The sequence below is a fragment of the Sorangium sp. So ce1014 genome (assembly GCF_051521505.1).
In the GTDB taxonomy this organism is placed as follows: Bacteria; Myxococcota_A; Polyangia; order Polyangiales; family Polyangiaceae; genus Sorangium.
Genome location: NZ_CP150356.1, coordinates 8,619,583 through 8,639,499, shown reverse-complemented (window position 1 = coordinate 8,639,499; position 19,917 = coordinate 8,619,583). Strand labels below are relative to the sequence as shown.

Here is a 19,917-nt window from a genome sequence, read left to right as displayed (position 1 = left end):
TTCCGTGTCCCGGAAGGGCAGCTCCCGCTCCCCGCCCCGGAATCCTCCGCCCCACCCCGCTCCGCGGCTCAGCCGCGCGCGGCCCGCGCCGCGCCCCGGCTCACGGGAAGATCTCGCGCTCGCCGTACACGGCGGCGAGCCGCTGAAGCGCCACGGCGTAGGCGGCGAGGCGCAGCGTGCACTTCTTCTGCCGCGCCATCTCGGTCACCTCGCGGTAGGCCCGCTTCATCGCCTTCTCGAGCCGGGCGTCGACCTCCTCAAGCGTCCACGTCTCGGAGCGCTTGTTCTGCACCCACTCGTAGTAGCTCACCGTGACGCCGCCCGAGTTGGCGAGGACGTCCGGCAGGATGTCGATCCCGCGCTCCAGGAGGACCTTCTCCCCCTCGGGCGAGCACGGCCCGTTCGCGCCCTCGGCCACGAGCCGGACCTGCAGCCAGCTCGCCTCCTCCACGCCGACCTGGTTCTCCAGGGCCGCCGGGATGAAGATGTCCGCCTTGAGCCGGAAGAACTCCTCGCGGCTGATCGGCTTGCCGGCCGGGTAGCCCGCGATCGAGCGGTGCTTCTTCACGTAGTCCTGCAGCTTGTGCGGATTGAACCCCTCCGGATTGTAGAGATACCCGGTGTGGTCGCCGACCGCGATCGTCGAGGCGCCGAGCTTCGACAGGAGCACGGCCGTGTTCGAGCCGACGTTGCCGAACCCCTGCACGAGCAGCGTCGCGCCGCCGAGGTTCACGTCGTTGTCCTCGGCCCACTCGGTGATGCAGTGGACGACCCCCTGTCCCGTGGCCTTCTCTCGACCGTACGTGCCGCCCGACGCCACCGGCTTGCCCGTCACGACGCCCTTCACCGCCTGCTTGAAGAGCTGTCCGACGGTGTTCATGTACGTGTCCATCGCCCACGCCATGGTCTTCGCGTCGGTGCCGACGTCGGGAGCAGGGATGTCCGTCTCCGGGCCGATGTTCGAGCCGAGCGCATGGAAGAAGCGGCGCGTGATGCGCTGGAGCTCGGCGCGCGACACCTCGTTCGGGTTGAACTTGATGCCTCCCTTGCCGCCGCCGAGCGGCAGGTTCATGAGCGCGCACTTCCACGTCATCATCGCGGCGAGCGCCTTGAGGTCGTCGAGCGACACCGTCTCGTGATAGCGAACGCCCCCCTTGAACGGCCCGAGGAGGTTGTTGTGCTGGATCCGGTAACCCTTGAAGAGCCGGATGCTGCCGTCATCCATCCGCACGGGGAAATTGACGATGACCTCGTTCTTGGGCTGGCTCAAGATCGTGGTGATGTAACCCGGCAGCTCGATCAGGCGGGCGGCCTCGTCGAGATAACCCTGGATGACTTTGAAGAACTCGTATTTGTGCTTCGGGCCCGGCGCAGGAGGCGTGCTCACCGACGCCGTCGTGACCTTGGTACTGACTTGATCTTCCATGGCTCTGTAACTTTCTAGTGCGCCGCGCCCACCATTTCAATGCCGGTGGGCGCAATCATGCGCTGCGTCATCGCGACTCCAGACGGCCGGGACAATGCGTCAGCCTGGCAGTGCGCGATGCGGCGCCGCGCGACGCGAGGCGCCGTTCATGATCGCGACCACAGGACGTACAGATACGTGAGGGTCCCGGTGACGAGCAGGGCGTCGACCCGGTCGAGGATGCCGCCGTGGCCGGGCACGATCCCGCCAGAGTCCTTGATGCCGAAGGACCGCTTGAACAGGGACTCCCCGAGGTCCCCCGCCTGACCGAGGCCGCCCGCGACGATCGCGAGCGCGACGGCGTCGACGAGCGGCAGCGACCGGAGGAACCAGACGTGGGCGAGGAGCGCGCCGAGCACCGCGAACAGCAGGCCGCCGAGGGCGCCGGCGACGGTCTTCTTGGGGCTCACCGCCTCGTAGAGCTTGCGCCGGCCGAGGAAGCGGCCGGCGAAGTAGGCGCCCGTGTCGGAGAACCAGGAGAGCAGCAGCGCCAGCACCACGAACGAAGGGCCGTCGGCGCCGGCGTCGCGCCGGAGGAGCGCCAGCGCGCCGAGCCCGCCGCCCACGTAGAGCGGGCCGAAGGTCATCGCCAGCACGCGCAGCGCCGCGGTGCGCATCTCGCCGAGGCGCACGAGCGTGACGAGCATCGCGACGAGCGGGAGCAGGAAGATCAGCGCGAGGAGCGCGCCCGGCGAGCCCCCGAAGCGCCAGAGCACGCCGACGACGGCGAGGGTGAGCGCGACGCCGGCGACGCGCGACGCGCGGTCGTCGGCGTGCGTCATCGCGAAGAACTCGAGCGCGCCGATGGCCGCGGCGGCCGCGATGAGCGCGGCCCACCCCCAGCTCGGGCCGAGGTAGAGCAGCGAGAGGAGGATCGGAGCGGCCACGATCGCGGTGATGATCCGCATCGTGAGGTTGGAAGCAGCCAAGCGTCAGACTCCCGTTCGTGAACCGTTGTGAGAGGCGAGATCGAGCGCGCGCCACGGCCGTCCCGCGCCGAGCGCGCCCTTCGCGCGGGCCGCCTCGCCCTCGCCGCCGCCCTCCGCCCCTTCCGCGGGCTCGTCGGCGTTGTCGTGCAGCTGGTAGGCCGCGATGGCCGCGAAGAGGTCGTCCTCGGTGAAGTCCGGCCACAGCCGCTCCGTGAACGACAGCTCGGCGTACGCGGCCCCGTAGAGCAGGAAGTTGGAGAGCCGCTGCTCGCCGCCGGTGCGGATGATGAGATCCGGCTCGCCCACGCTCAGGCTCGGCAGCCGCGCGGCGAGCAGCGCCCCGTCGATCGTCTCCGGATCGAGCCTGCCGGCGACCGCCTCCATCGCGAGCTCGCGCGCCGCGGCGGCGATCTCCTCGCGCGCCCCGTAGGACAGCGCCAGCGCGAGCGTCATCTGCCGGTTCGTGGCGGACGCCTTCCGGAGCGGGTCGAGCACGTCGCGCACGGCCTCGGGGAGCCGGCTGATGTCGCCGATCGCGACCAGGCGGATGTCGTTCTCGAGGATCTCGCCGCGCTCGGTCATCAGGAACTCGCGCAAGAGGCCCATGAGCGCGTCGACCTCGTTCTGAGGCCGCGCCCAGTTCTGCTCGCTGAACGCGTACAGCGTCAGCGCCTCGACGCCGAGCCTCCGGCAGACGCGCACGATCCGCCGCACGGCGGCGCTGCCGGCCTTGTGCCCGGCCTCGCGCGGCTCGCCGCGCAGCTCCGCCCAGCGGCCGTTGCCATCCATGATGATTCCGACGTGGCGCGGGAGATTTCTGGCTTCTACGAGGTTCATCGGCAGGGGGAGTTTCCCTTGTTGACTAACGACTGTCGACTGTTGAGTCTTCACGCCCATGAGCACTGGGGTTGGTCTCACGATCACGCTGCGCGTCAGGATGGGCGCGCACGACGCACATTACGCGGGGGAGCTGTGCGATGGCGCGCGTATTCTCGCGCTCTTCGGTGACGTCGCCACCGAGCTCCTCATCCGTCTGGACGGCGACGAGGGGCTCTTCCGTGCGTACGAGGCGGTCGAGTTCCTTGCTCCGGTCCGAGCAGGCGACTTCATCGAGGCGACCGGGGTGGTCACGAAGGTCGGCGCCACGTCGCGCGCGATGGCCTTCGAGGCGCGCAAGGTCGTCGCCAGCGTCCGCGAAGCCGGGGTAGCGCCCTCGGCGGCGGACGCGCTGGCCGAGCCGATCATCGTTTGCCGGGCGCTCGGCACCTGTGTCGTCCCGAAGGAGCTTCAGCGAAGGCCGCGCCTCGTCCTGCCGGCGCTGTCGGCGCCGCCCCCGGACCACGCGCAGCTCCCGGAGCCGCGGCCGATCATCACGCCGCCCCCCCGGATCATCGTCACGCCGCTGCAGAGCGCCCTGATCCTGACGGCGGCGATCGTCGGCGCCGAGACGACCCGGGCGCAGACGCCGCACCTGCCGGTCACGGCGCGCGAGCTCGCCGACGAGGCGGCGCGCTGCCGCGACGCGGGCGCCGCGGTGGTCCACCTGCACGTCAGGAACCCGGACGGGACGCCGAGCCAGTCGCGCGCGCTCTTCGCCGAGGCGATCGCCGCCATCCAGGAGACGACGGACGTCATCGTCCAGACGTCGACCGGCGGCGCCGTCGGGATGAGCGTCGACGAGCGCGCCCAGCCGCTGCTCTGCAACCCCGAGATGGCCACCTTGAACTGCGGCACGCTCAACTTCGGCGACGGGATCTTCGACAACACCCGGCCGCTCATCCGGGACATGGCAGCCCGGATCCGCGCGGCGGGGAGCATCCCCGAGCTCGAGTGCTATGAGGTCGGCCATATTCATGAGGCGCTCAGCTTGCTCGCCGAGGGGCTCCTCGCCGAGCCGCTCCACTTCCAGTTCGTGCTGGGGGTGCCCGGCGGCATCGCGGCGCGCGAGGACGTGCTCCGGTTCATGATCAGCCAGATCCCGCGAGGCTCCAGCTGGGGAGTCGCCGCCGTCGGCCGCCACCAGCGCCCGATGACCGAGCTCGCCATGCAGCTCGGCGGGCACGCGCGGGTGGGGCTGGAGGACAACATCTACCTGGACAGGGGCGTGCTCGCCGAGGGGAGCGCGCCGCTCGTCGCGCGCGCCGCCGCCTTCGCGCGGAGCATCGGCCGAGAGGTGGTCGATCCGGACCGCGCGCGCCAGCTCCTCGGGATCGGACCGCGCGCCGCGGCGACCCAGGCCGGCGCGGCTGCAGGGGGGAGCGCGCTCGCGCAGGAATGACCGAACGGCCGCTCTCCACATGGGTCGATCACCTCCGGGGCCGGCTCCCGATCGCGCTCGGCGTCGCCCTGCTCGGGGCGGTCGCGCGGCTCTCGACGCCGTCCCCGCCGGCGCGGACCGCCGACGCCATCGCCGGGATGCTCGGGGAGGCGATCGGCGGCGCTGTCAGCCCCGACGATTTCGTCTGGGAGGAGCGCGGCGGGTTCCTCTCCGACGCGCTGCTGGGCCGCCGGGTGCTGTTCCTGGGCGTCCCGCGGCCGCCGGCCGGTGAGCCCGCGGCGGACGGGAAGCCCGCGGCGGACGGGAAGCCCGCGGCGGACGGGCGCGGCGCCGCCGACCTGTACCGCGCGCGCGTGCGGCTCACCCGCTCCGGCCGGCCGGTGAGCCTCGGCGGCGTCCACAACCTGACCGAGACGCCCCTCGGCGACGATCGCAGCCTGGTCGCCCGCGGCCGCCGCGTCGCGGTGACCACCTCCGCCTTCGGCGTCGTGCAGGGGATCTCGCTGCTGGATCTCGGCGGCGGCGCGCCCCCGGGGCCTCGGCCCCTCGGCGAGCGGCTCCGCGCGGCCGTCGACGGTTGGCTCGAGACCGGGAGCGTGGACGGCGCGTCGCGCAGCGAGATCGTCTTCGAGAGCCCGCCCGCGTCGGCGCGGCTCGATCTCGTCGACGAGGGCCTGGTGATGGCCCTCGGACCCGAGGCGGTGCCGGCGGCGCTCAACGCCGCCACCGGCGAGGTCGACACGGGCGGGCGCGATGCGTTCGGCGCCCGCGTGCACCACGTCCCGCGCCGCGTGCCGTCGTTCCTGGAGCTCGCCGGGCCGTCCGCCGGGCGCCTGCTCGGTCCGGGGGCAGCCGCCGCGGTCGAGCGGCTCGCGCTCGCCGCGGACCGCGCCGCGGCGGGCCTCCGCGCCGAGCCGGCCGCCGCGTACCTGACCTACGGCGCCGCGTCGCCGGAGCCCGCGCCGGAGGGGTGGCCCTCGCTCTGGCCGCCGCCCAAGGTGCTGCCGGCGGTCGAGCCCCCGCTCCCGGGGGAGGGAGACTGGGTGCTCGTGGCGCCCTCGCTCCCGCGCGTGCTCCCCGGCATCGAGGGCGACCCGCAGCGCCCGTCCAGCCCCTTCGCCGCGACGACGATCCGCCCGGATCCGCAGCGGGAGCAGGTGCGCGTCCACCTGTTCGCGATCGACACGCGGCACATCAAGCTCACCCTGCAGGCCGGCTTCGAGGCGCCCAGTCCGACCGTCGGTCCGCACGGCACGGGGCAGCTCCCCGACGCCTCGACGCTCCGTGGAGCCATCGGCCTCGGCGTCGGGCGGCACGACCCGGCCGCGCCCCCCGCCGGGGCGGAGGCGCTCGGCATGGTCGTCGTCGGCCGCGCGCTCGTGCCGCCGCGCGACGGCGCGGCGACGCTCGCGGTCGACCTCTCGGGCCGGCCGTACTTCGGCGCCTGGCCGTCGGGCGGCGACGTCGATCGCGTGCCCTGGGCGCTCTGGCAGCGCCCGCCGGCCGCGAGCCCCCGCGAGCTCGGCGACGCGGGTGGCAAGCGCTTTCCCTGGGCGCTCTGGCAGGGCCCTTCCCTCTTCGAGGCGGCGAGCCCCGCGGCCGCGCTCGCCGCCCTCGCCGGCCCCCTCGCGGAGCGCGCCCCGGCCGACGCGACGCTCTCGCCCGGCGACGGCGACGACCTCGTCGTCGAGCGCTCGGCGCTGTGCATGACCGATCGCGGCCTCGTGGTCCACGCGTGGAGCAGCGCCGCCGACGCGGCCGCGATCAGGGCGGCGCTCGAGCGCGCGCGGTGCCTCGCCGGCGTCTCGCTGGGCCGGGCGCCGGAGCCCCTCGGGGTCGCCTTCCTGAGCCGCCAGCAGGACGGCAGCTTGACCGCGGAGCGCCTCGCGCCGGCGATGTCGCTCGCGCCGTCGGCGCACGTCGCGTCGGCCTCCCCGCGGCCCTTCCTCTACTTCGAGTCGCGCTCGGCGGACGGCCCGCCGGCGCCCGATCTATCGCTCCCGGGCGAGCGCGTCGGCTGGACCGCGGACAGCGGCGCGCAGCCGCCGCCGGCGTGGAGCCCGGCCGTGTACGCCGCCGACACCGTGCACCTCGGCGCGCAGGTCCGCGTCCACGCCCTCGCTCCGGATCGGTTCCTCTTCCGCCTCCGCGCCGGCTCCCGAGAGATCTCGCCGCGGAGCGCGCCGAAGCTCGACGCCGACGTGCCGGCCGACGAGCGGCCGCGCGTCATGGCGGCGATCGGCGTCGGCACCGGCCGGCGGCGCGGCCCGCGCGGGCTCGCCGTGGACGGCACCGTCGGGCTCCGCTTCCGGGGCGAGGGGGGCTTGCTGCTGGTCCGCCGCGGCCGCGTCGAGATCCGCCCGGCCGGCGGCGTCGAGGTCGCGCCGGGCACGGACGCGACCGAGCTGCCGCTCACCGCCGACGAGGGCAGGCTGCGGCCCGAGGCGCGCGAGATCGGCACCATGCGCCGGCGCAGCGCCGCCTGTGTGCTCGAGGACGGGACGTTCCTCGTGGCCACGACGACGTTCGACAGCGACGAGGCGACGACCGAGGCGCTGCTCGACCTCGGCTGCGCGCGCGTGGTCGCCCTCGATCGCGGCGCGCACCGCAACGCGTTCGTGCACCGCGCCTCCGGCGACCCCGCGCTGCAGCAGGCCTACGAGGAGACCGCGCTCTTCGCGGTCGGCCTCGCGATGCCCGGCCGGGCGCGGTGGCTCATGGAGGGGGCGCGCCCCTGATCGGCGGCGGTCGGGTCGGGCGGCGGTCGGGTCGGGCGGCGGTCGGGCGCGGCGGTCAGGCGTGGGACAGCATGCCGCGCAGCATCCCGAGCGCGCGCGTGTGCAGCTGCGACACGCGCGGCTCGCCGACCCCGAGCTCGGCGCCGATGTCCTTCAGCTTGGCCCCCTCGAAGTAGTACATGCCGATCACGCGCCGCTCCCGCTCGGGGAGCTGCGCGATGGCGAAGGACAGGGCACGCCGGGTCGCCTGCGCCGCGATCACCTCGATCGGGTCGTCGCCGCCGGACATGTGCGCCGACTCCTCCGTGGGCGTCACCTCGCTCAGGCTCACGAAGACGGTCGTTCCGCCGACCTTGCCGGCCGCCTCGGCCTCGACCGCCTCGCGCGCCCGCCTCGAGAGCCAGTCCTGCGCGCGGAGCTCGTCGACGATCGCGCCACGGATCCGGAGCTTCGCGTAGCCGGCGAACGTCTCGCCGTCGCTGCCGCCGTTCTTGCGGAGCGAGTCGACGAGCCCGAGCATCCCTGCGCTGAGCAGATCGTCGCGCTGCACGTTGGGCGGCAGGTGCCGCGACACCTGGCGCACAAGCTTGCGGACGAGCGGGAAGTACCCCTTCAGCACCTCCGGACGGAGCGGCGCGCCCGGCGGCTCGCGGCGCTGCAACCCGCTCGCGCAGGCCGCCTGGGTACAGCACGGCGGGCAGCTCGCGCCGCTGTCCGGCTCCGCGGCGGGCCACCCCTCCTCGTACGCGCAGGGGGACGGGGTCTCCGCAGATTCCCAGATGTCGTGCGCGCAGCTTGACGTGACCTCTACGGACTCCCACGCATCGCGCGCCGCGACGGGCTCCTGCGCCGCGGCGCCAGGCACAGCGTCCAGCGCGTCGAGGTCGACCGCGCCGGGCGCCTCGATCAGCGCGCGATCACACGTGACGACCGGGCACGTCGTGCCCAGGATGACCGGCTGGACAAACTCTTCCCCGTCACAGCACGGGGGGAGTGGCCTGGGAGGAGCAAACTCCTCCCGCTGCAGTCGGGTCGATTGCTGCACGTGAGGTGGATTGGTGCCACAACTCTCGCAGCGTGCAAGGTAGAGCCGTGCAATTGTGTCTGGTGCGGATGTTCAGTGTGTGGAAACTAGCCAGCGACCTGGGCAGCTCACTTTCCCGTCGCTGACGTGGCAGGAGCCGGGGTGGGTGTTCCTGCACCCACGCTCTTCGGCGGCGCGCTACCGCTGCGCCCCGCGTCCGAATTTGCCCCTGTAGTATTCGATGGTTGCGCCGGAGTGGCGCGGGGCTCACCTGACCCATACACCTCCTCCTCCGCCGAGACGGGGACATCGCGCGCTGCCTCGTCGGCCGCGACAGAGCCCTTGGCGCCCTCGTAGCGCGGCGCCTCTCCAGGCCTCGAGTAATCCACCCAGTAGACCTTGTCTGATCGGACGTCCAGGTGAACAAAAGTCGAGTTGGGATAATATCCGACACCCGCGTTGCGAAAACCGCGGCAGAAATCGCGGACCACGGTGTTGGGCACGCCCTCGACCATGAAGTCGACCGCGCGACCGAAGTTGTGGTTGGAGTGCGGGGTGTACTGGGTCGGAGAGTAGGGGCGATAACCGCTGACGACGCGGACGGTCCTGCCGCCGAAGTGGTCGCTGACCATGCCGATCAGCGTGGCCAGGCGCGGATCGATGGGAATCGAGGCGGTGGGGGACGCGCGCATCAGCCGGCTCAGCTTGGGGAGGGCCTTGGGGACGAGGCGCCCTTTCGGCGTGAGCACCCGGAGCTCGAGCCGCTCGGCGCCGCGCACCAGGCGGACCCATCCGGGGCGCTTGGGCCGCTGGGTGTAACGCTTGTTCGGCGGCAGCGACCGGGCATCTGCCTTCGCGTCCTGCTTCATCGACCCCTTGCCGAGGGGACGGGTCTCGGCGACCCGCTGCTTGGCGCTGGCGCCGCGGCCCCGCTCCGGCTCGTTGCGCAGCGAGGCCGCCGCCCGGCCGGGCGTGGCCCGCGTGGAGCGCGCGACGGGCTTGCCCCGCTCGGGGATCACGAGGACGAGGCCCGGGTGGATCCGCTGGCCAGGCTTGAGCCCGTTCGCCTCGCGGAGCGCGTCGACCGTGATCCGGTAGCGCTTCGCGATCTTGCCGAGCGTCTGGCCGGCGTAGACCGTGTGCTGGCCGTCCTCGGCGCGCTCGGCGAGCGCCGCGCCGGGGGCGGCGCTCAGGAGAAAGGCCGCCGCGAGGGCGGCGACCATGGACCGCAGGCGCGACGGCCGCGGGCGGGGCTCCATCGCGGTCCCGGAACGGAGGCCGCCGGTGCCGCACAAACGGGAGATCTCCGGATGCATGAGGGGACTCTGACCTGACCTCATCCGTGCCCGACGACCGAGCCCCGGACGGTGCTACCCTGGGCTGGCGCGCGCCTGCCGGCTCGACCGGCGGCGCCGTGCCGCATATCGAGCTTCGATAGGCGGGCGAGAGGCAAGCGTAAAGCGGTTTTTTGCCCCGCGATCGGCTGGGGTGCGAAGCTTCGCCAGAAGCGGCCAGAAGCGATCAGAGGGGATCGGGCGCCCGGGAGACCGGGCAACGCGGCCCGGCCTCCCTTTCTTCATCGAGGCGGGCGCGGATCAGGACGGACGGGATGTCGGAAGGCAAGAACTTGATCGGGGTCGACATCGGATCGAGCGCGATCAAGATCGCTCAGATCAAGGAAGGCCGTAAGGGCTACGGCCTCGTGCGGCTCGGTTACGCGCCGCTCGCACCGCAGGCCATCGTCGATGGCCATGTGATGAACGCGCAGGCCATCGTCGAGGCGCTCGGCCGCGCCTTCTCGGAGGCCAGGATCCGCCAGCGCGAGATCGCGCTCAGCATCAGCGGTCAGGCGGTCATCATCCGCAAGATCACGGTGCCGCTCATGACCGCCGCCGAGCTGGACGAGCAGATCCAGTGGGAGGCCGAGCAGCACATCCCCTTCGACATCAAGGACGTGCACGTCGACTACGAGGTGCTGCGCCGCCGCCCCGAGGCCGGGCAGATGGACCTCTTGCTCGTCGCCGCGAAGCGCGACGAGATCAACGACTACACCCAGATCGCCAGGAACGCGAAGCTCAAGCCCATGGTGGTCGACATCGACGCGTTCACCGTCCAGAACCTGTTCGAGGTGAACCGCGGCGTCCCGCCGGACCAGACGTTCGCGATCATCAACGTCGGCGCGAGCCTCGCGTCGATCAACATCGTGTCGCGCGGCGCGAGCGCGTTCACCCGCGACATCGGCAACGGCGGCAACTACATCACCGAGCAGATCCAGCGGAAGCTCGGGATCAGCTTCGAGCAGGCCGAGGAGTTCAAGTGCGCCAGCGTGACCTCGGGCCCGGGCGGCGTGCCCGCCCAGGTCATCGAGACCATCGAGCAGGTGTGCGACTCCATCGCCGGGGAGATCCAGCGCTCGCTCGACTTCTTCCTGGCCACGAGCGGTGAGGGCGACATGCACCGCATCTACCTGACCGGCGGCTCGTCCAACCTGCCGGCGCTGCCCGCCGCGATCGGGCGGCGCGCCCGGGTCGCCGTCGAGCTGATCCAGCCGATGGAGCGCATCACCGTGGAAGCGAAGGAAGTCAACCAGGAGCTGCTCCGGCTCCGGGCGGCGCAGTTCTGCGTCTCGCTCGGGCTCGCGATGCGCAAGGACCGGGAGAAGCGCTCGTGATTCGCGTCAACCTGCTCCCGCAGCGGCGCGGCGCGCGCGGGGCCGCTCCCCAGGCGAGCCAGCGGTGGCTGCTCGTCACGCTCGGCGTCGTGATCCTCGAGATCGTCGCGCTCTTCCTCTTCCACCAGACGAAGGTCGAGGAGCTCGGGGAGCAGACGCGGAAGAACTCGGTGCTCCAGAGCCAGATCCAGGACATCCGCACGCTCGTCGCGAACCACGAGGAGATCAAGAAATCCCTCGAGGTCCTCCGCGCGCGCGAGGACGCGATCGCGAAGCTCCAGGCGGCGCGCAGCGGGCCGACGGCGGTGCTGCTCGAGCTCGCGCAGCTGCTCACGAACGGCAAGGGACCGACCGCCGACCCGGACAAGCTCGCGCAGCTCCGCAAGGAGAACCCGCTCGCCGTCTACAACCCCTCCTGGGACAGCCGGCGGCTGTGGCTCTCGAGCTACATCGAGTCCGATCGGACCGTCCGCGTCGAGGGGCTCGCGCGCGACGGCACCGACGTCTACGAGCTCGCCCAGCGGCTCAAGCTGTCGTCGTACTTCCACGACGTGCAGCTGCTGCCGGGGAAGAAGGAGAACGAGAAGGCGTCGCGGCTCGAGCTCGTCTCGTTCGCGCTGCAGCTGAAGGTGAGGTACTGATGGCCACGAAGCCCCAGCCCGTGCAGGCCGGCTCGGCGCTCGACCGGCTGCCGCCGCTCGCGAAGGTCGGCGTCGGCGCGCTCTTCGCGGCGCTCGTCGGCATCCTGTACTTCGTCGGCTTCTACGCCGAGGTGGACTCGCAGATCGAGAGCGCCGTCCAGAGGCAGCAGTCGCTCCAGGCGGAGCTCACCAAGGCGCAAGCGTCGAAGGCCGCCTACCAGAAGGACCTCGACGAGAAGACCCGCCGCGAGCAGCTGAGCCGCGAGCAGAAGAAGATCCTCCCGGACGAGTCCGAGACGCCGGCCTTCCTCTCCGCGATCCAGGGCGTCGCGACCGTCTCCGGCGTCAACCTGACGTCATGGAGCCCCACCGACGAGGTCGCGCAGGAGTTCTTCTCCAAGGTGCCGATGAAGCTGACGCTCTCCGGCAAGTTCCACCAGGTGGCGAAGTTCTTCCACGGTGTGGGGCAGCTCGACCGCATCATCAACCTCGAGGAGGTCCAGATCAAGGAGCCGAAGGTCGTGGGGTCCGACGTGGAGGTCGAGGTGGAGTGCCTCGCGACCGCGTTCCGCGCCGTGCGCGCGGGGGAGACCCCGACGAGCGGCGTGAAGCGGCGCGGCCCCGGAGGTGTGCGGTGAACGCCGGCCGGATGCTGCTGCTCGCCCTCGGGGCGATCACCGCCGCGGCCCTCTCGCTCACGGGGTGCGAGGACGAGCCGGTCGTCACCTCCAGCCAGACGGGCGCGAAGGCCAAGCCGCAGGCCAGCGCGTCGCCGCCGCGCACCCCCGCGTCCGCCGCCGCGGACGCCGGCGTGCCCGAGCTGCCGCCGCTGCCGCTCCGGGAGTTCCAGGAGGCCGATTTCTCCGAGAGCGACCGGAGCCGCGACCCGTTCCGGAGCTTCGAGTCGCTCTTCGCGACGCAGGTCCGGGGGCGGGTGACGATCCAGCGGCAGGTCCTCGTGGATCGCTTCGCGCTCGACGAGCTCAAGCTGGTCGGCGTCGTCTCGCGCGCGCCCGCCCGCGCGCTGCTCACCGATCCGACGGGGCTCGGGTGGGTGGTGAAGGTGGGCGACTTCGTCGGCAAGGCCGAGATCGTGCACGCCGGCGGCCCCACGGGCGTCGACGTGGCCGTGAACTGGCGCGTCGATCGGATCCGCGACTCCGACCTCGTCTTCATCCGCGAGGACCCGTCGCACCCGGAGATCCCGCCGACCACGCGCGTGATCGCGCTGAGGCCGCTCGGCGAGGCGAACGAGCCGACCTTCGGCTCGCCCTGACCGCCACGAATTGGGCCCGGCCAGGGCACCCGAAGTAGCTTCCCGGCAGCGTGACGCAGATCTCGCGTCACCGCGAAGCGGGAGTGCAATGAAGAGCAATCGAGACTATCGCCCGAGGCGGGGCGCGCTTCGCCGTGCTGCGGCACTCGGGATGATGTTGACCCTCGGCGCTCCTGCGGGAGACGCAGACGCGGCCGCCCCGATCCAGGTCAGCGACGTCAGGCTCACGGCGCCCTCAGAGGGCAGGGCCGAGATCGTGGTCGCGACGAGCGGGGCGCCGCGCTTCTCGGCGCGCGTGGCAGACGGCGGCAAGCGGCTCCTCGTCGACCTGGAGGGCGCGGAGTCGTCGGCGGGGGCCCCCGGCGCGATCACGGACGGCAACGCGATCGTGGCGGGGGTGATGACCCAGGGGTTCGGCAAGGCGGCGCAGCGCACCACGCGGGTGCTCGTGCAGCTCGCGCGCCCGGCGGCTTACCGGATCCGCGCCGAGCAGGGCGCGCTCGTGATCGAGCTCGCCGCCGCCGACGCGACCGCGCCCATGGCGGCGCGGGCCCCGGCCTCGCCCCAGGCGGCGGCGCCGGCGCGCGAGCCGGCGACGATCACCGACGTGCGCTTCGAGCACCAGGCGACGCTCGATCGGGTCATCATCGAGCTCTCGTCGATCCCGAGCTACCGCGAGTCGACCGGCAGGGCCGGCCGCCGCGTCATCGAGCTCAGCGGCGTCCGGCTGCCCGACGCCCTCCAGCGCAAGCTCGACGTCGGCGCCTTCGGCGGCCCGGTGCGGGCGATCTCGACGTTCCGGCGCAACAGCGACGGCTCCAGGGTGGTCGTCGAGGTCGAGCAGGCCGAGGGCGCCGCGGGCGCGCTGGCGCGCGAGGGCAACGCGCTCGTGCTCAGCGTCGCGAAGGGGGCGCTGCCCTCGACCCTCTCGGGGATCGGCGTCGACGGGGGCGCGGCGCGGCGGACCCGCACGGTCGCGCGCGAGGAGCTCCCGGGCGCCGGGGCGCCGGAGATCGAGACCTCGTTCGAAGGTGCCGCGAGCAGCCAGGAGTCGCTCGTCGAGCCGGACCAGGCCGGCGCCTTCACGCCGGCGCTCGCCGGGCAGCAGCGGCGGTTCACGGGGCGGCGCATCGACCTCGACCTGAAGGACGCGGACATCCACAACGTCCTCCGGCTGATCTCCGACGTGGGGCGGGTCAACATCGTGACCGCCGACAACGTGAGCGGGACGGTCACCATCCGGATGCGCAACGTCCCGTGGGACCAGGCGCTCGAGACGGTGCTCCAGGCCAAGGGCCTCGGGGTGGTCCGGCAGGGCAACATGATCCGCGTCGCCCCGATCGCCGATCTCAACAAGGAGCGGGAGCTCGCGATCGCGCGGCGCAAGAGCGAGCTCCAGCTCGCGCCGATCGAGACGCGGCTCATCCCGATCAACTACGCGGACGCGAAGGACCTCCAGGATCGCTCGAAGGACATGCTCTCGCCGCGCGGCTCGCTCGCGGTCGACGAGCGGACCAACGTGCTCATCGCGCGCGACGTCGCGGGCAACCTGAACCAGATCGAGGAGCTCGTCCGCTCGCTCGACACGCAGACGCCGCAGGTGCTGATCGAGGCGCGGGTGGTGGAGGCGACGAGCCGCTACGTGCGCGACATCGGCATCCAGTGGGGCGGCGACGGGACGTTCAGCGCGGCGACCGGCAACCCGACGGGGCTCGTGTTCCCCTCGGCGATCGGCGTCGCCGGCGGCGCGACCGACTCGAACACCCCGACCGGCGGCCTCTCGCCGTTCGCGAGCCAGGTCGCGAACCCGAACTTCGCGGTGAACCTGCCGGCCATCGTCGGCGCCGGGCAGGGCGGCGCGCTCGGCTTCACGCTCGGCTCGATCAACAACACCGTCAACCTCGGCGTCCGGCTCTCCGCGGCCGAGGCCAGCGGCATGCTGCGGATCATCTCGAGCCCGCGCATCCTCACGCTCGACAACCGGGAGGCGCGGATCAGCCAGGGCACGCTGATCCCGTTCTCGCAGATCAGCGCCCAGGGCGTGCAGACGACGTTCCAGGAGGCCAAGCTCCAGCTGCTCGTCAAGCCGCACGTCACGTCGGACGGCAGCGTCGCGATGCACGTGAAGATCAACCGCGACGAGCCCGACTTCAACCAGACCTCGGCCCGCGGCGATCCCACCATCCTGAAGCGCGAGGCGGAGACCGACCTCCTGATCATGGACGGGCACACGGCGGTGATCGGCGGGATCTTCACCCGCAACACCGGCCGGAACCTCGACCAGGTGCCGTTCTTCGGGGACATCCCCGTCCTCGGCCTGCTCTTCCAGCGGCGCCGCGCGAGCGACACCCGGAGCGAGCTCGTCATCTTCCTCACGCCGCGCATCGTGAACCGCGCCGAGGCCCTCGGTCGCTAGCGCTCCCGCCGCCGCGCGTTCGCCGCGGCGCGCGGTTCCACGTCAGAGTTCCCCGTCAGCGTTCCCCGTCAGCGTTCCCCGTCAGAGTTCCCCGTCAGAGTTCCCCGTCAGACGCGCTTCCGCCGGGCCGCCTCCCGCATCGTCGGGACGGCGGCCGTCACGACGTCGCGCAGCCATGCCCGCGCGGGGTCGTCCTCGGTCCGGCCGTTCCAGGCCATCGCGATCTCGATGGGCGGCAGCTCGAACGGCAGGTCGAAGGTGCGGAGCGGCAGCAGGCTCGAGAACGCCCTGCCGAGGCGCGTGGCCACGGTGGCCACGAGGTCCGACGCCGTGACGACGTGCGGCAGGAGGAACACGTGCGGCACCACCATGGCCTCGCGCCGCGCGATGCCGCGCGCCGCGATGAGGTCGTCCGCGGCCCCGTCGTGGGCGCCGTGCCGGGGGGCGACGACGTGCCCGAGGGCGGCGTAGCTCTGGAGGTCGACGCGCCCGCGCGCCGTCGGGTGGCTCGCGCGCGCGAGCCCGGCGAAGCGATCGTCGAAGAGCGCCGCGCGGCGCAGGCCGGACGGGAGGGTGTCCTCCGGAAAGACGCCGATCGCGAGATCGATCTCGCCGTTCCGGAGCGCGTCGACGGCGCGGGCGTCGAGGGGGAGCAGGTGGAGCGCGAGCTTCGGTCCGCCCTCCGCGAGCGCCGCGTTGAGCTGCGGCAGGAGCAGGAGCTCCACGTACTCGGTCGTGGCGATCCGGAAGGTGCGCCCGCTCGTCGCCGGGTCGAAGGCCGGCCTCGTCCCGCCGAAGAGGCTCGCGAGATCGTGCAGGATCGCCGCGACCTGCGGGGTCATCGCCTCGGCGCGCGAGGTGAGCGCCATCTGCCGGCCGACCCGGACGAGCAGCGGGTCGGAGAAGAGCTCGCGCAGCCGCGTCAGCGCGTGGCTCATGGCGGGCTGGCTGAGCCCCACCCGGCGGGCCGCGAGGGTCACGCTGCGCTCCTGGAGCAAGGCGTCGAGCGCGATGACGAGGTTGACGTCGATCGCCGATAGATTCACCCGTGGAATATAGAATCAAATGTATATCCACAGGATGGATACTTACGTTTTCTTGCGCGCGGGGTGTGCCGGAGCGCACGGGCGGCCCGGAACGTGCGCGGCCCGGCGCCTGCGGGCGCTGTCGTGCGGCCGGGGTGGCTGCTAGGGTCGCCCGCGGCTCCACCTGACCGGCGGCGCCCCGCGGAGACCATGACATCGACCGTTCTGCTCGGGGGGATCGACCACTTCCACCTCATGAACGATCGCGCCATGCGATCGCGTGGCCAGGCGGGCAACCACTGCCTGTTCGTGCTCGAGCTCGACGGTCGCCTCGACCTCGGCCGGCTCGCGGCGCGCCTCGATCGCGCGACGCGGGCGCTGCCCGAGCTGCGCTTCCGGCTCGACAACAGCGTGCTCGGGCGGGTGGGGCGGCCCCGCTGGGTGGTCGATCACCACCGGCGCGCCCCCGAGCCGCGCCTCCACGAGGTCGCCGGCGAGCGCGAGCGCGCGGCGCGCATCGAGGCGCTGCTCGCCGACCGGACCTCGGGCGAGCGGCCGTGGGCGCTCGACGTCGTGCGCGGGGCGGGCGGCGGCGATACGGTCGTGCTCCGCCACCACCATGCGCTGACGGACGGCAGGGGCGCGGATCGGCTCGTCGCGTGGCTCGGCTCGGGCAGCGGCGACGCGCCGGACGACCCGCCGCTGCGGCAGGAGCGGCACGACGCCCCCGAGCGCCTCCTCGCGGCGATGGACCGCGACGAGCGGCTCGCGCTGGCGCGCGCGTACAAGGCCCACGTGCTGGCGCTCGGCCGCGCGCCCATCCTGTCGCTCGCGCGCGCCTGTCCGGGGGTGCGGGCCGCGACCTCCCGCGTCGTCCGGCTCACGCTCTCGGCGGAGGAGACCCGCGCCTTCGATCTCCGGGTGCGGCAGCGCGCGCGGCTCGCCGAATCGAGCCTCCTCTTGATCGCGGCGACGCGGCTCGCCGATCGCGCGCTCGTGGCCCGCGGCTTCGCCCCGCCGCACCACGTGGTCCCGCTGCCCCTCTCGCTCGACGCCAAGGCGGGCGCGCGGCGGCTGTTCGGCAATCACCTCACGATGGTCCTGCTCTCGCTCGGCCGCGACGAGCTCCACGACGACGCCCGCGCGGTGGCCCGCCTGGCCGAGCAGCAGCGCGCGATGGTGCGCGACCGGCTCGATCTCGGCATGGTCGCCGCGCTCGATCTGGCCCGCTGGCTCCCCGGGCCGGTCTACCGCTGGCTCGGCGACCAGCCGTTCCATGGCGAGCTCGCCTCGCTGATCGTCTCGAACCCCGGCGCGGTGACGGTGGACCGGTTCGCGGGGCTGCCCGTGCGCTCGGCGTACCCGCTGCCTGCGGTCGTCACGCCGCCGGGCTTCCAGGTCATCTTCAGCCGCTTCGGCGGGCGCCTCTCGGCGTCGATCGTCCACGGCGACGGGCTGCTCCGCCCGGACGAGGCGGCGGCGATGCCGGGCGCGCTCCGCGCCGAGCTGCTCGGAGAGCCCGGGCCGCCGGCCCGCGGCGGGGTATAAGGGCCGGCGTCATGCGCACGTTCGACGTCGTCATCATCGGCAGCGGCATCGCCGGCGGCTTCCTCGCGCGGCAGCTCCGCCTCGCTCGCCCCGACCTCGGGGTCCTCGTGCTCGAGGCCGCCGCGGCGATGAAAGACTACAAGGTCGGGGAGAGCACGGTGGAGGTCGCGGCGAACTACATGATTCGCCGGCTGAACCTCGGCACGTACCTGTATCAGCACCAGCTGCCCAAGAACGGGCTCCGCTTCTTCTTCGATTCGCCGGGCAAGGATCTCCCGCTCCCCCGGATGAGCGAGATCGGCTCCGACCACATGCCGTTCCACCCGAGCTTCCAGCTCGAGCGCGCGCGGCTGGAGCGCGATCTCGTCGCGATGAACCGCGCGGCGGGCGCCGAGGTCGAGCTCGGCGCCAAGGTGGTCGACGTCGCGATCGACGGCCGCGGGCGGCACAGGGTGGTCTACGAGCAGGGCGGCGAGCGGCGCGAGGTCGCCTGCCGCTGGGTGTGCGACGCCTCCGGTCGGCGGCACGTGCTCCTCCGCAAGCTCGGCGTGAAGGTGCACAAGGAGACGCGGCTCAACACGGCGGCCGCGTGGGGGCGCTACCGCGGCGTCGCGGGGCTCGATGCGGTCACCGACGCGGCGTGGCGGTCGCGGGCGCGGTACACGTCGCGCCACCTGTCGACGAACCACTTCATGTACGACGGGTACTGGATCTGGTTCATCCCGCTCGCCGGAGACCTGGAGGGGACCGCGAACGCGGATCCCCGACCCGCGTTGATGAGCGTGGGGGTGGTCTTCGACAAGGACCGGATCGGCGAGGGGAACGCGCCGGCCGGCGCGCTGCCCGGGCCGCGCACGCGCGCCGACTTCGAGCGCTTCCTGGGCGCCCACCGCGCCGTGCGCGAGCTGCTCGAGGGGGCGGAGCTGGAGGACTTCCAGAGCTATGCGCACCTGCCGTACCACGCGGATCGGTACTTCTCGACCGACCGTTACGCCGTCACCGGCGAGGCGGGCGCGTTCACCGATCCGTTCTACAGCCCCGGCTCCGATTTCATCGCGACCGCCAACGAGTTCATCACGCAGATGATCCTCGCCGACGTGGGCGGCGACCGGTCCGGGTTCGAGGAGAGGGTGGGGGCGTACGACGCGTACTACCGCTTCAAGTACGACAGCACGCTCCGGCTCTACGAGCGCATGTATCCGGTGTTCGGCAGCTTCGAGCTCTACCGGCTGAAGTACCTGCTCGATTTCAACAACTACTACAACCTCGTCGCCTGGCCGTTCATGGCCGACCGTGTGACGGACGTGGGCTGGATCCGGGAGGAGCTCCGGTTCACCGATCTCGTGCTGCGGGCCCTCTCGACGATGGGCGAGCATTTCGCGTCGCTGGCGTCTGACCTGCGCGCGCGGGGCGAGTACTTCGCGCAGAACGAGGGGCGCTTCGCCAACGGGCTGAACGGCGTCGCGCAGCTGGAGACGCGGCTCGGTCCGGCGATCGACGAGCGGTTCCGGCGCGAGCAGGTCGACCGGGCCTACGGGAGCGTGTTCGCGGCGCTCGTCGAGCGGCGGCTCGCCGAGCGGGGCCTGTCCGATCGCGCGCCTCTCGTCTCGGAGCTCAAGCTCCCGCAGGTGCTCATGTTCCGGGACATCACGCCCGACCGGCTCGCGCGTCTCCTCGAGCGCATCGGCGAGCGGATGACCAGGGAGCTCCGCGGCGAGTTCCCGGACGCCGGGGTCGAGCGGGTGGAGCTCGGGCCCGGCGGCGAGGTCTCGGTGACAGGTCCCGCCGCGGGGACCGAGGCGCACGCGGAGGTCCTCGCCCGCGCCCGGGCGCTCTGGGACACCTCGGCGGGCTCGCTCGCGCAGATCGCCCTCTGATCCGGGACAAAAAAGCGCCGTTTCCGCTG

15 protein-coding genes are annotated in these 19,917 nt (G+C 72.6%); 9 read left to right on the top strand and 6 right to left on the bottom strand.

Features of this window, described 5'->3' with window-relative positions; translation table 11 throughout:
- Window positions 1-100 precede the first annotated feature (100 nt).
- From WME75_RS32700 to uppS, 3 genes are all read right to left on the bottom strand, one after another.
- Window positions 101-1,426: a Glu/Leu/Phe/Val family dehydrogenase gene (locus tag WME75_RS32700; protein WP_437479134.1), complete on the bottom strand. Its 1,326-nt coding sequence runs from the start codon at window positions 1,424-1,426 to the stop codon at window positions 101-103.
- 146 nt (window positions 1,427-1,572) lie between these two features.
- Entirely contained in the window at window positions 1,573-2,394 is an 822-nt protein-coding gene (locus WME75_RS32695; protein ID WP_437479133.1) for a phosphatidate cytidylyltransferase, read from the bottom strand.
- A gap of 3 nt (window positions 2,395-2,397) precedes the next feature.
- Window positions 2,398-3,291, bottom strand: a complete 894-nt coding sequence (uppS, locus tag WME75_RS32690) for a polyprenyl diphosphate synthase (RefSeq protein ID WP_437479132.1) — start codon at window positions 3,289-3,291, stop codon at window positions 2,398-2,400.
- Between uppS and WME75_RS32685 the strand changes: the two genes are divergently transcribed.
- Entirely contained in the window at window positions 3,290-4,672 is a 1,383-nt protein-coding gene (locus WME75_RS32685) for a 3-keto-5-aminohexanoate cleavage protein (protein ID WP_437479131.1), read from the top strand. The two genes, uppS and WME75_RS32685, sit on opposite strands and share 2 nt — an antisense overlap.
- On the top strand, window positions 4,669-7,410 hold the full coding sequence (locus tag WME75_RS32680) for a hypothetical protein (protein WP_437479130.1): 2,742 nt from the start codon (window positions 4,669-4,671) through the stop codon (window positions 7,408-7,410). The genes WME75_RS32685 and WME75_RS32680 overlap by 4 nt, the downstream gene beginning before the upstream one ends.
- Before the next feature lie 55 nt (window positions 7,411-7,465).
- Here the strand turns inward: WME75_RS32680 and WME75_RS32675 are convergent, their stop codons facing one another.
- Window positions 7,466-8,455, bottom strand: a complete 990-nt coding sequence (locus WME75_RS32675; protein ID WP_437479129.1) for a sigma-70 family RNA polymerase sigma factor — start codon at window positions 8,453-8,455, stop codon at window positions 7,466-7,468.
- A 107-nt stretch (window positions 8,456-8,562) separates the two neighbouring features.
- Entirely contained in the window at window positions 8,563-9,750 is a 1,188-nt protein-coding gene (locus WME75_RS32670; RefSeq protein ID WP_437479128.1) for a DUF882 domain-containing protein, read from the bottom strand.
- Window positions 9,751-10,043: 293 nt separating this feature from the next.
- On the opposite strand from WME75_RS32670, the gene pilM reads away from it, so the two are divergent.
- From pilM to WME75_RS32645, 5 genes are all read left to right on the top strand, one after another.
- Window positions 10,044-11,105: a type IV pilus assembly protein PilM gene (gene pilM, locus WME75_RS32665; protein ID WP_437479127.1), complete on the top strand. Its 1,062-nt coding sequence runs from the start codon at window positions 10,044-10,046 to the stop codon at window positions 11,103-11,105.
- Window positions 11,102-11,746 (top strand): PilN domain-containing protein, encoded by a 645-nt coding sequence (locus WME75_RS32660; RefSeq protein WP_437479126.1) that lies wholly within the window; start codon window positions 11,102-11,104, stop codon window positions 11,744-11,746. Before pilM ends, WME75_RS32660 begins: the two co-directional genes overlap by 4 nt.
- Window positions 11,746-12,384 carry a type 4a pilus biogenesis protein PilO gene (locus tag WME75_RS32655; RefSeq protein ID WP_437479125.1) on the top strand — a complete coding sequence of 213 codons (639 nt, stop codon included), beginning with the start codon at window positions 11,746-11,748 and terminating at the stop codon, window positions 12,382-12,384. Before WME75_RS32660 ends, WME75_RS32655 begins: the two co-directional genes overlap by 1 nt.
- A complete protein-coding gene (locus WME75_RS32650) occupies window positions 12,381-13,022 on the top strand; it encodes a pilus assembly protein PilP (protein ID WP_437479124.1) in 642 nt (213 codons plus the stop codon). The genes WME75_RS32655 and WME75_RS32650 overlap by 4 nt, the downstream gene beginning before the upstream one ends.
- A 151-nt stretch (window positions 13,023-13,173) precedes the next feature.
- Complete coding sequence (locus WME75_RS32645) at window positions 13,174-15,438, top strand: type IV pilus secretin PilQ (RefSeq protein WP_437479123.1); 2,265 nt, start codon at window positions 13,174-13,176, stop codon at window positions 15,436-15,438.
- A gap of 107 nt (window positions 15,439-15,545) precedes the next feature.
- Here WME75_RS32645 and WME75_RS32640 read toward each other — a convergent pair whose 3' ends face one another.
- The gene (locus WME75_RS32640) at window positions 15,546-16,484 is read right to left on the bottom strand and encodes a LysR family transcriptional regulator (RefSeq protein ID WP_437479122.1); all 939 of its coding nucleotides are present in this window, start codon (window positions 16,482-16,484) and stop codon (window positions 15,546-15,548) included.
- Between the two features lie 189 nt (window positions 16,485-16,673).
- Between WME75_RS32640 and WME75_RS32635 the strand changes: the two genes are divergently transcribed.
- Window positions 16,674-18,011 carry a wax ester/triacylglycerol synthase domain-containing protein gene (locus WME75_RS32635; RefSeq protein WP_437479121.1) on the top strand — a complete coding sequence of 446 codons (1,338 nt, stop codon included), beginning with the start codon at window positions 16,674-16,676 and terminating at the stop codon, window positions 18,009-18,011.
- An 11-nt stretch (window positions 18,012-18,022) separates the two neighbouring features.
- Window positions 18,023-19,888, top strand: a complete 1,866-nt coding sequence (locus WME75_RS32630) for an NAD(P)/FAD-dependent oxidoreductase (protein WP_437479120.1) — start codon at window positions 18,023-18,025, stop codon at window positions 19,886-19,888.
- Window positions 19,889-19,917: the final 29 nt, after the last annotated feature.

What these genes read in the sequence shown, in the direction of transcription:
- WME75_RS32655 (WP_437479125.1), top strand. Translation starts at nt 11,746, where the DNA reads ATGGCCACGAAGCCCCAGCCCGTGCAGGCCGGCTCGGCGCTCGACCGG.
- pilM (WP_437479127.1), top strand. Translation starts at nt 10,044, where the DNA reads ATGTCGGAAGGCAAGAACTTGATCGGGGTCGACATCGGATCGAGCGCG.
- WME75_RS32685 (WP_437479131.1), top strand. Translation starts at nt 3,290, where the DNA reads ATGAGCACTGGGGTTGGTCTCACGATCACGCTGCGCGTCAGGATGGGC.
- WME75_RS32635 (WP_437479121.1), top strand. Translation starts at nt 16,674, where the DNA reads ATGACATCGACCGTTCTGCTCGGGGGGATCGACCACTTCCACCTCATG.
- WME75_RS32700 (WP_437479134.1), bottom strand. Translation starts at nt 1,426, where the DNA reads ATGGAAGATCAAGTCAGTACCAAGGTCACGACGGCGTCGGTGAGCACG.
- WME75_RS32645 (WP_437479123.1), top strand. Translation starts at nt 13,174, where the DNA reads ATGATGTTGACCCTCGGCGCTCCTGCGGGAGACGCAGACGCGGCCGCC.
- WME75_RS32670 (WP_437479128.1), bottom strand. Translation starts at nt 9,750, where the DNA reads ATGCATCCGGAGATCTCCCGTTTGTGCGGCACCGGCGGCCTCCGTTCC.
- uppS (WP_437479132.1), bottom strand. Translation starts at nt 3,291, where the DNA reads ATGGGCGTGAAGACTCAACAGTCGACAGTCGTTAGTCAACAAGGGAAA.
- WME75_RS32630 (WP_437479120.1), top strand. Translation starts at nt 18,023, where the DNA reads ATGCGCACGTTCGACGTCGTCATCATCGGCAGCGGCATCGCCGGCGGC.
- WME75_RS32680 (WP_437479130.1), top strand. Translation starts at nt 4,669, where the DNA reads ATGACCGAACGGCCGCTCTCCACATGGGTCGATCACCTCCGGGGCCGG.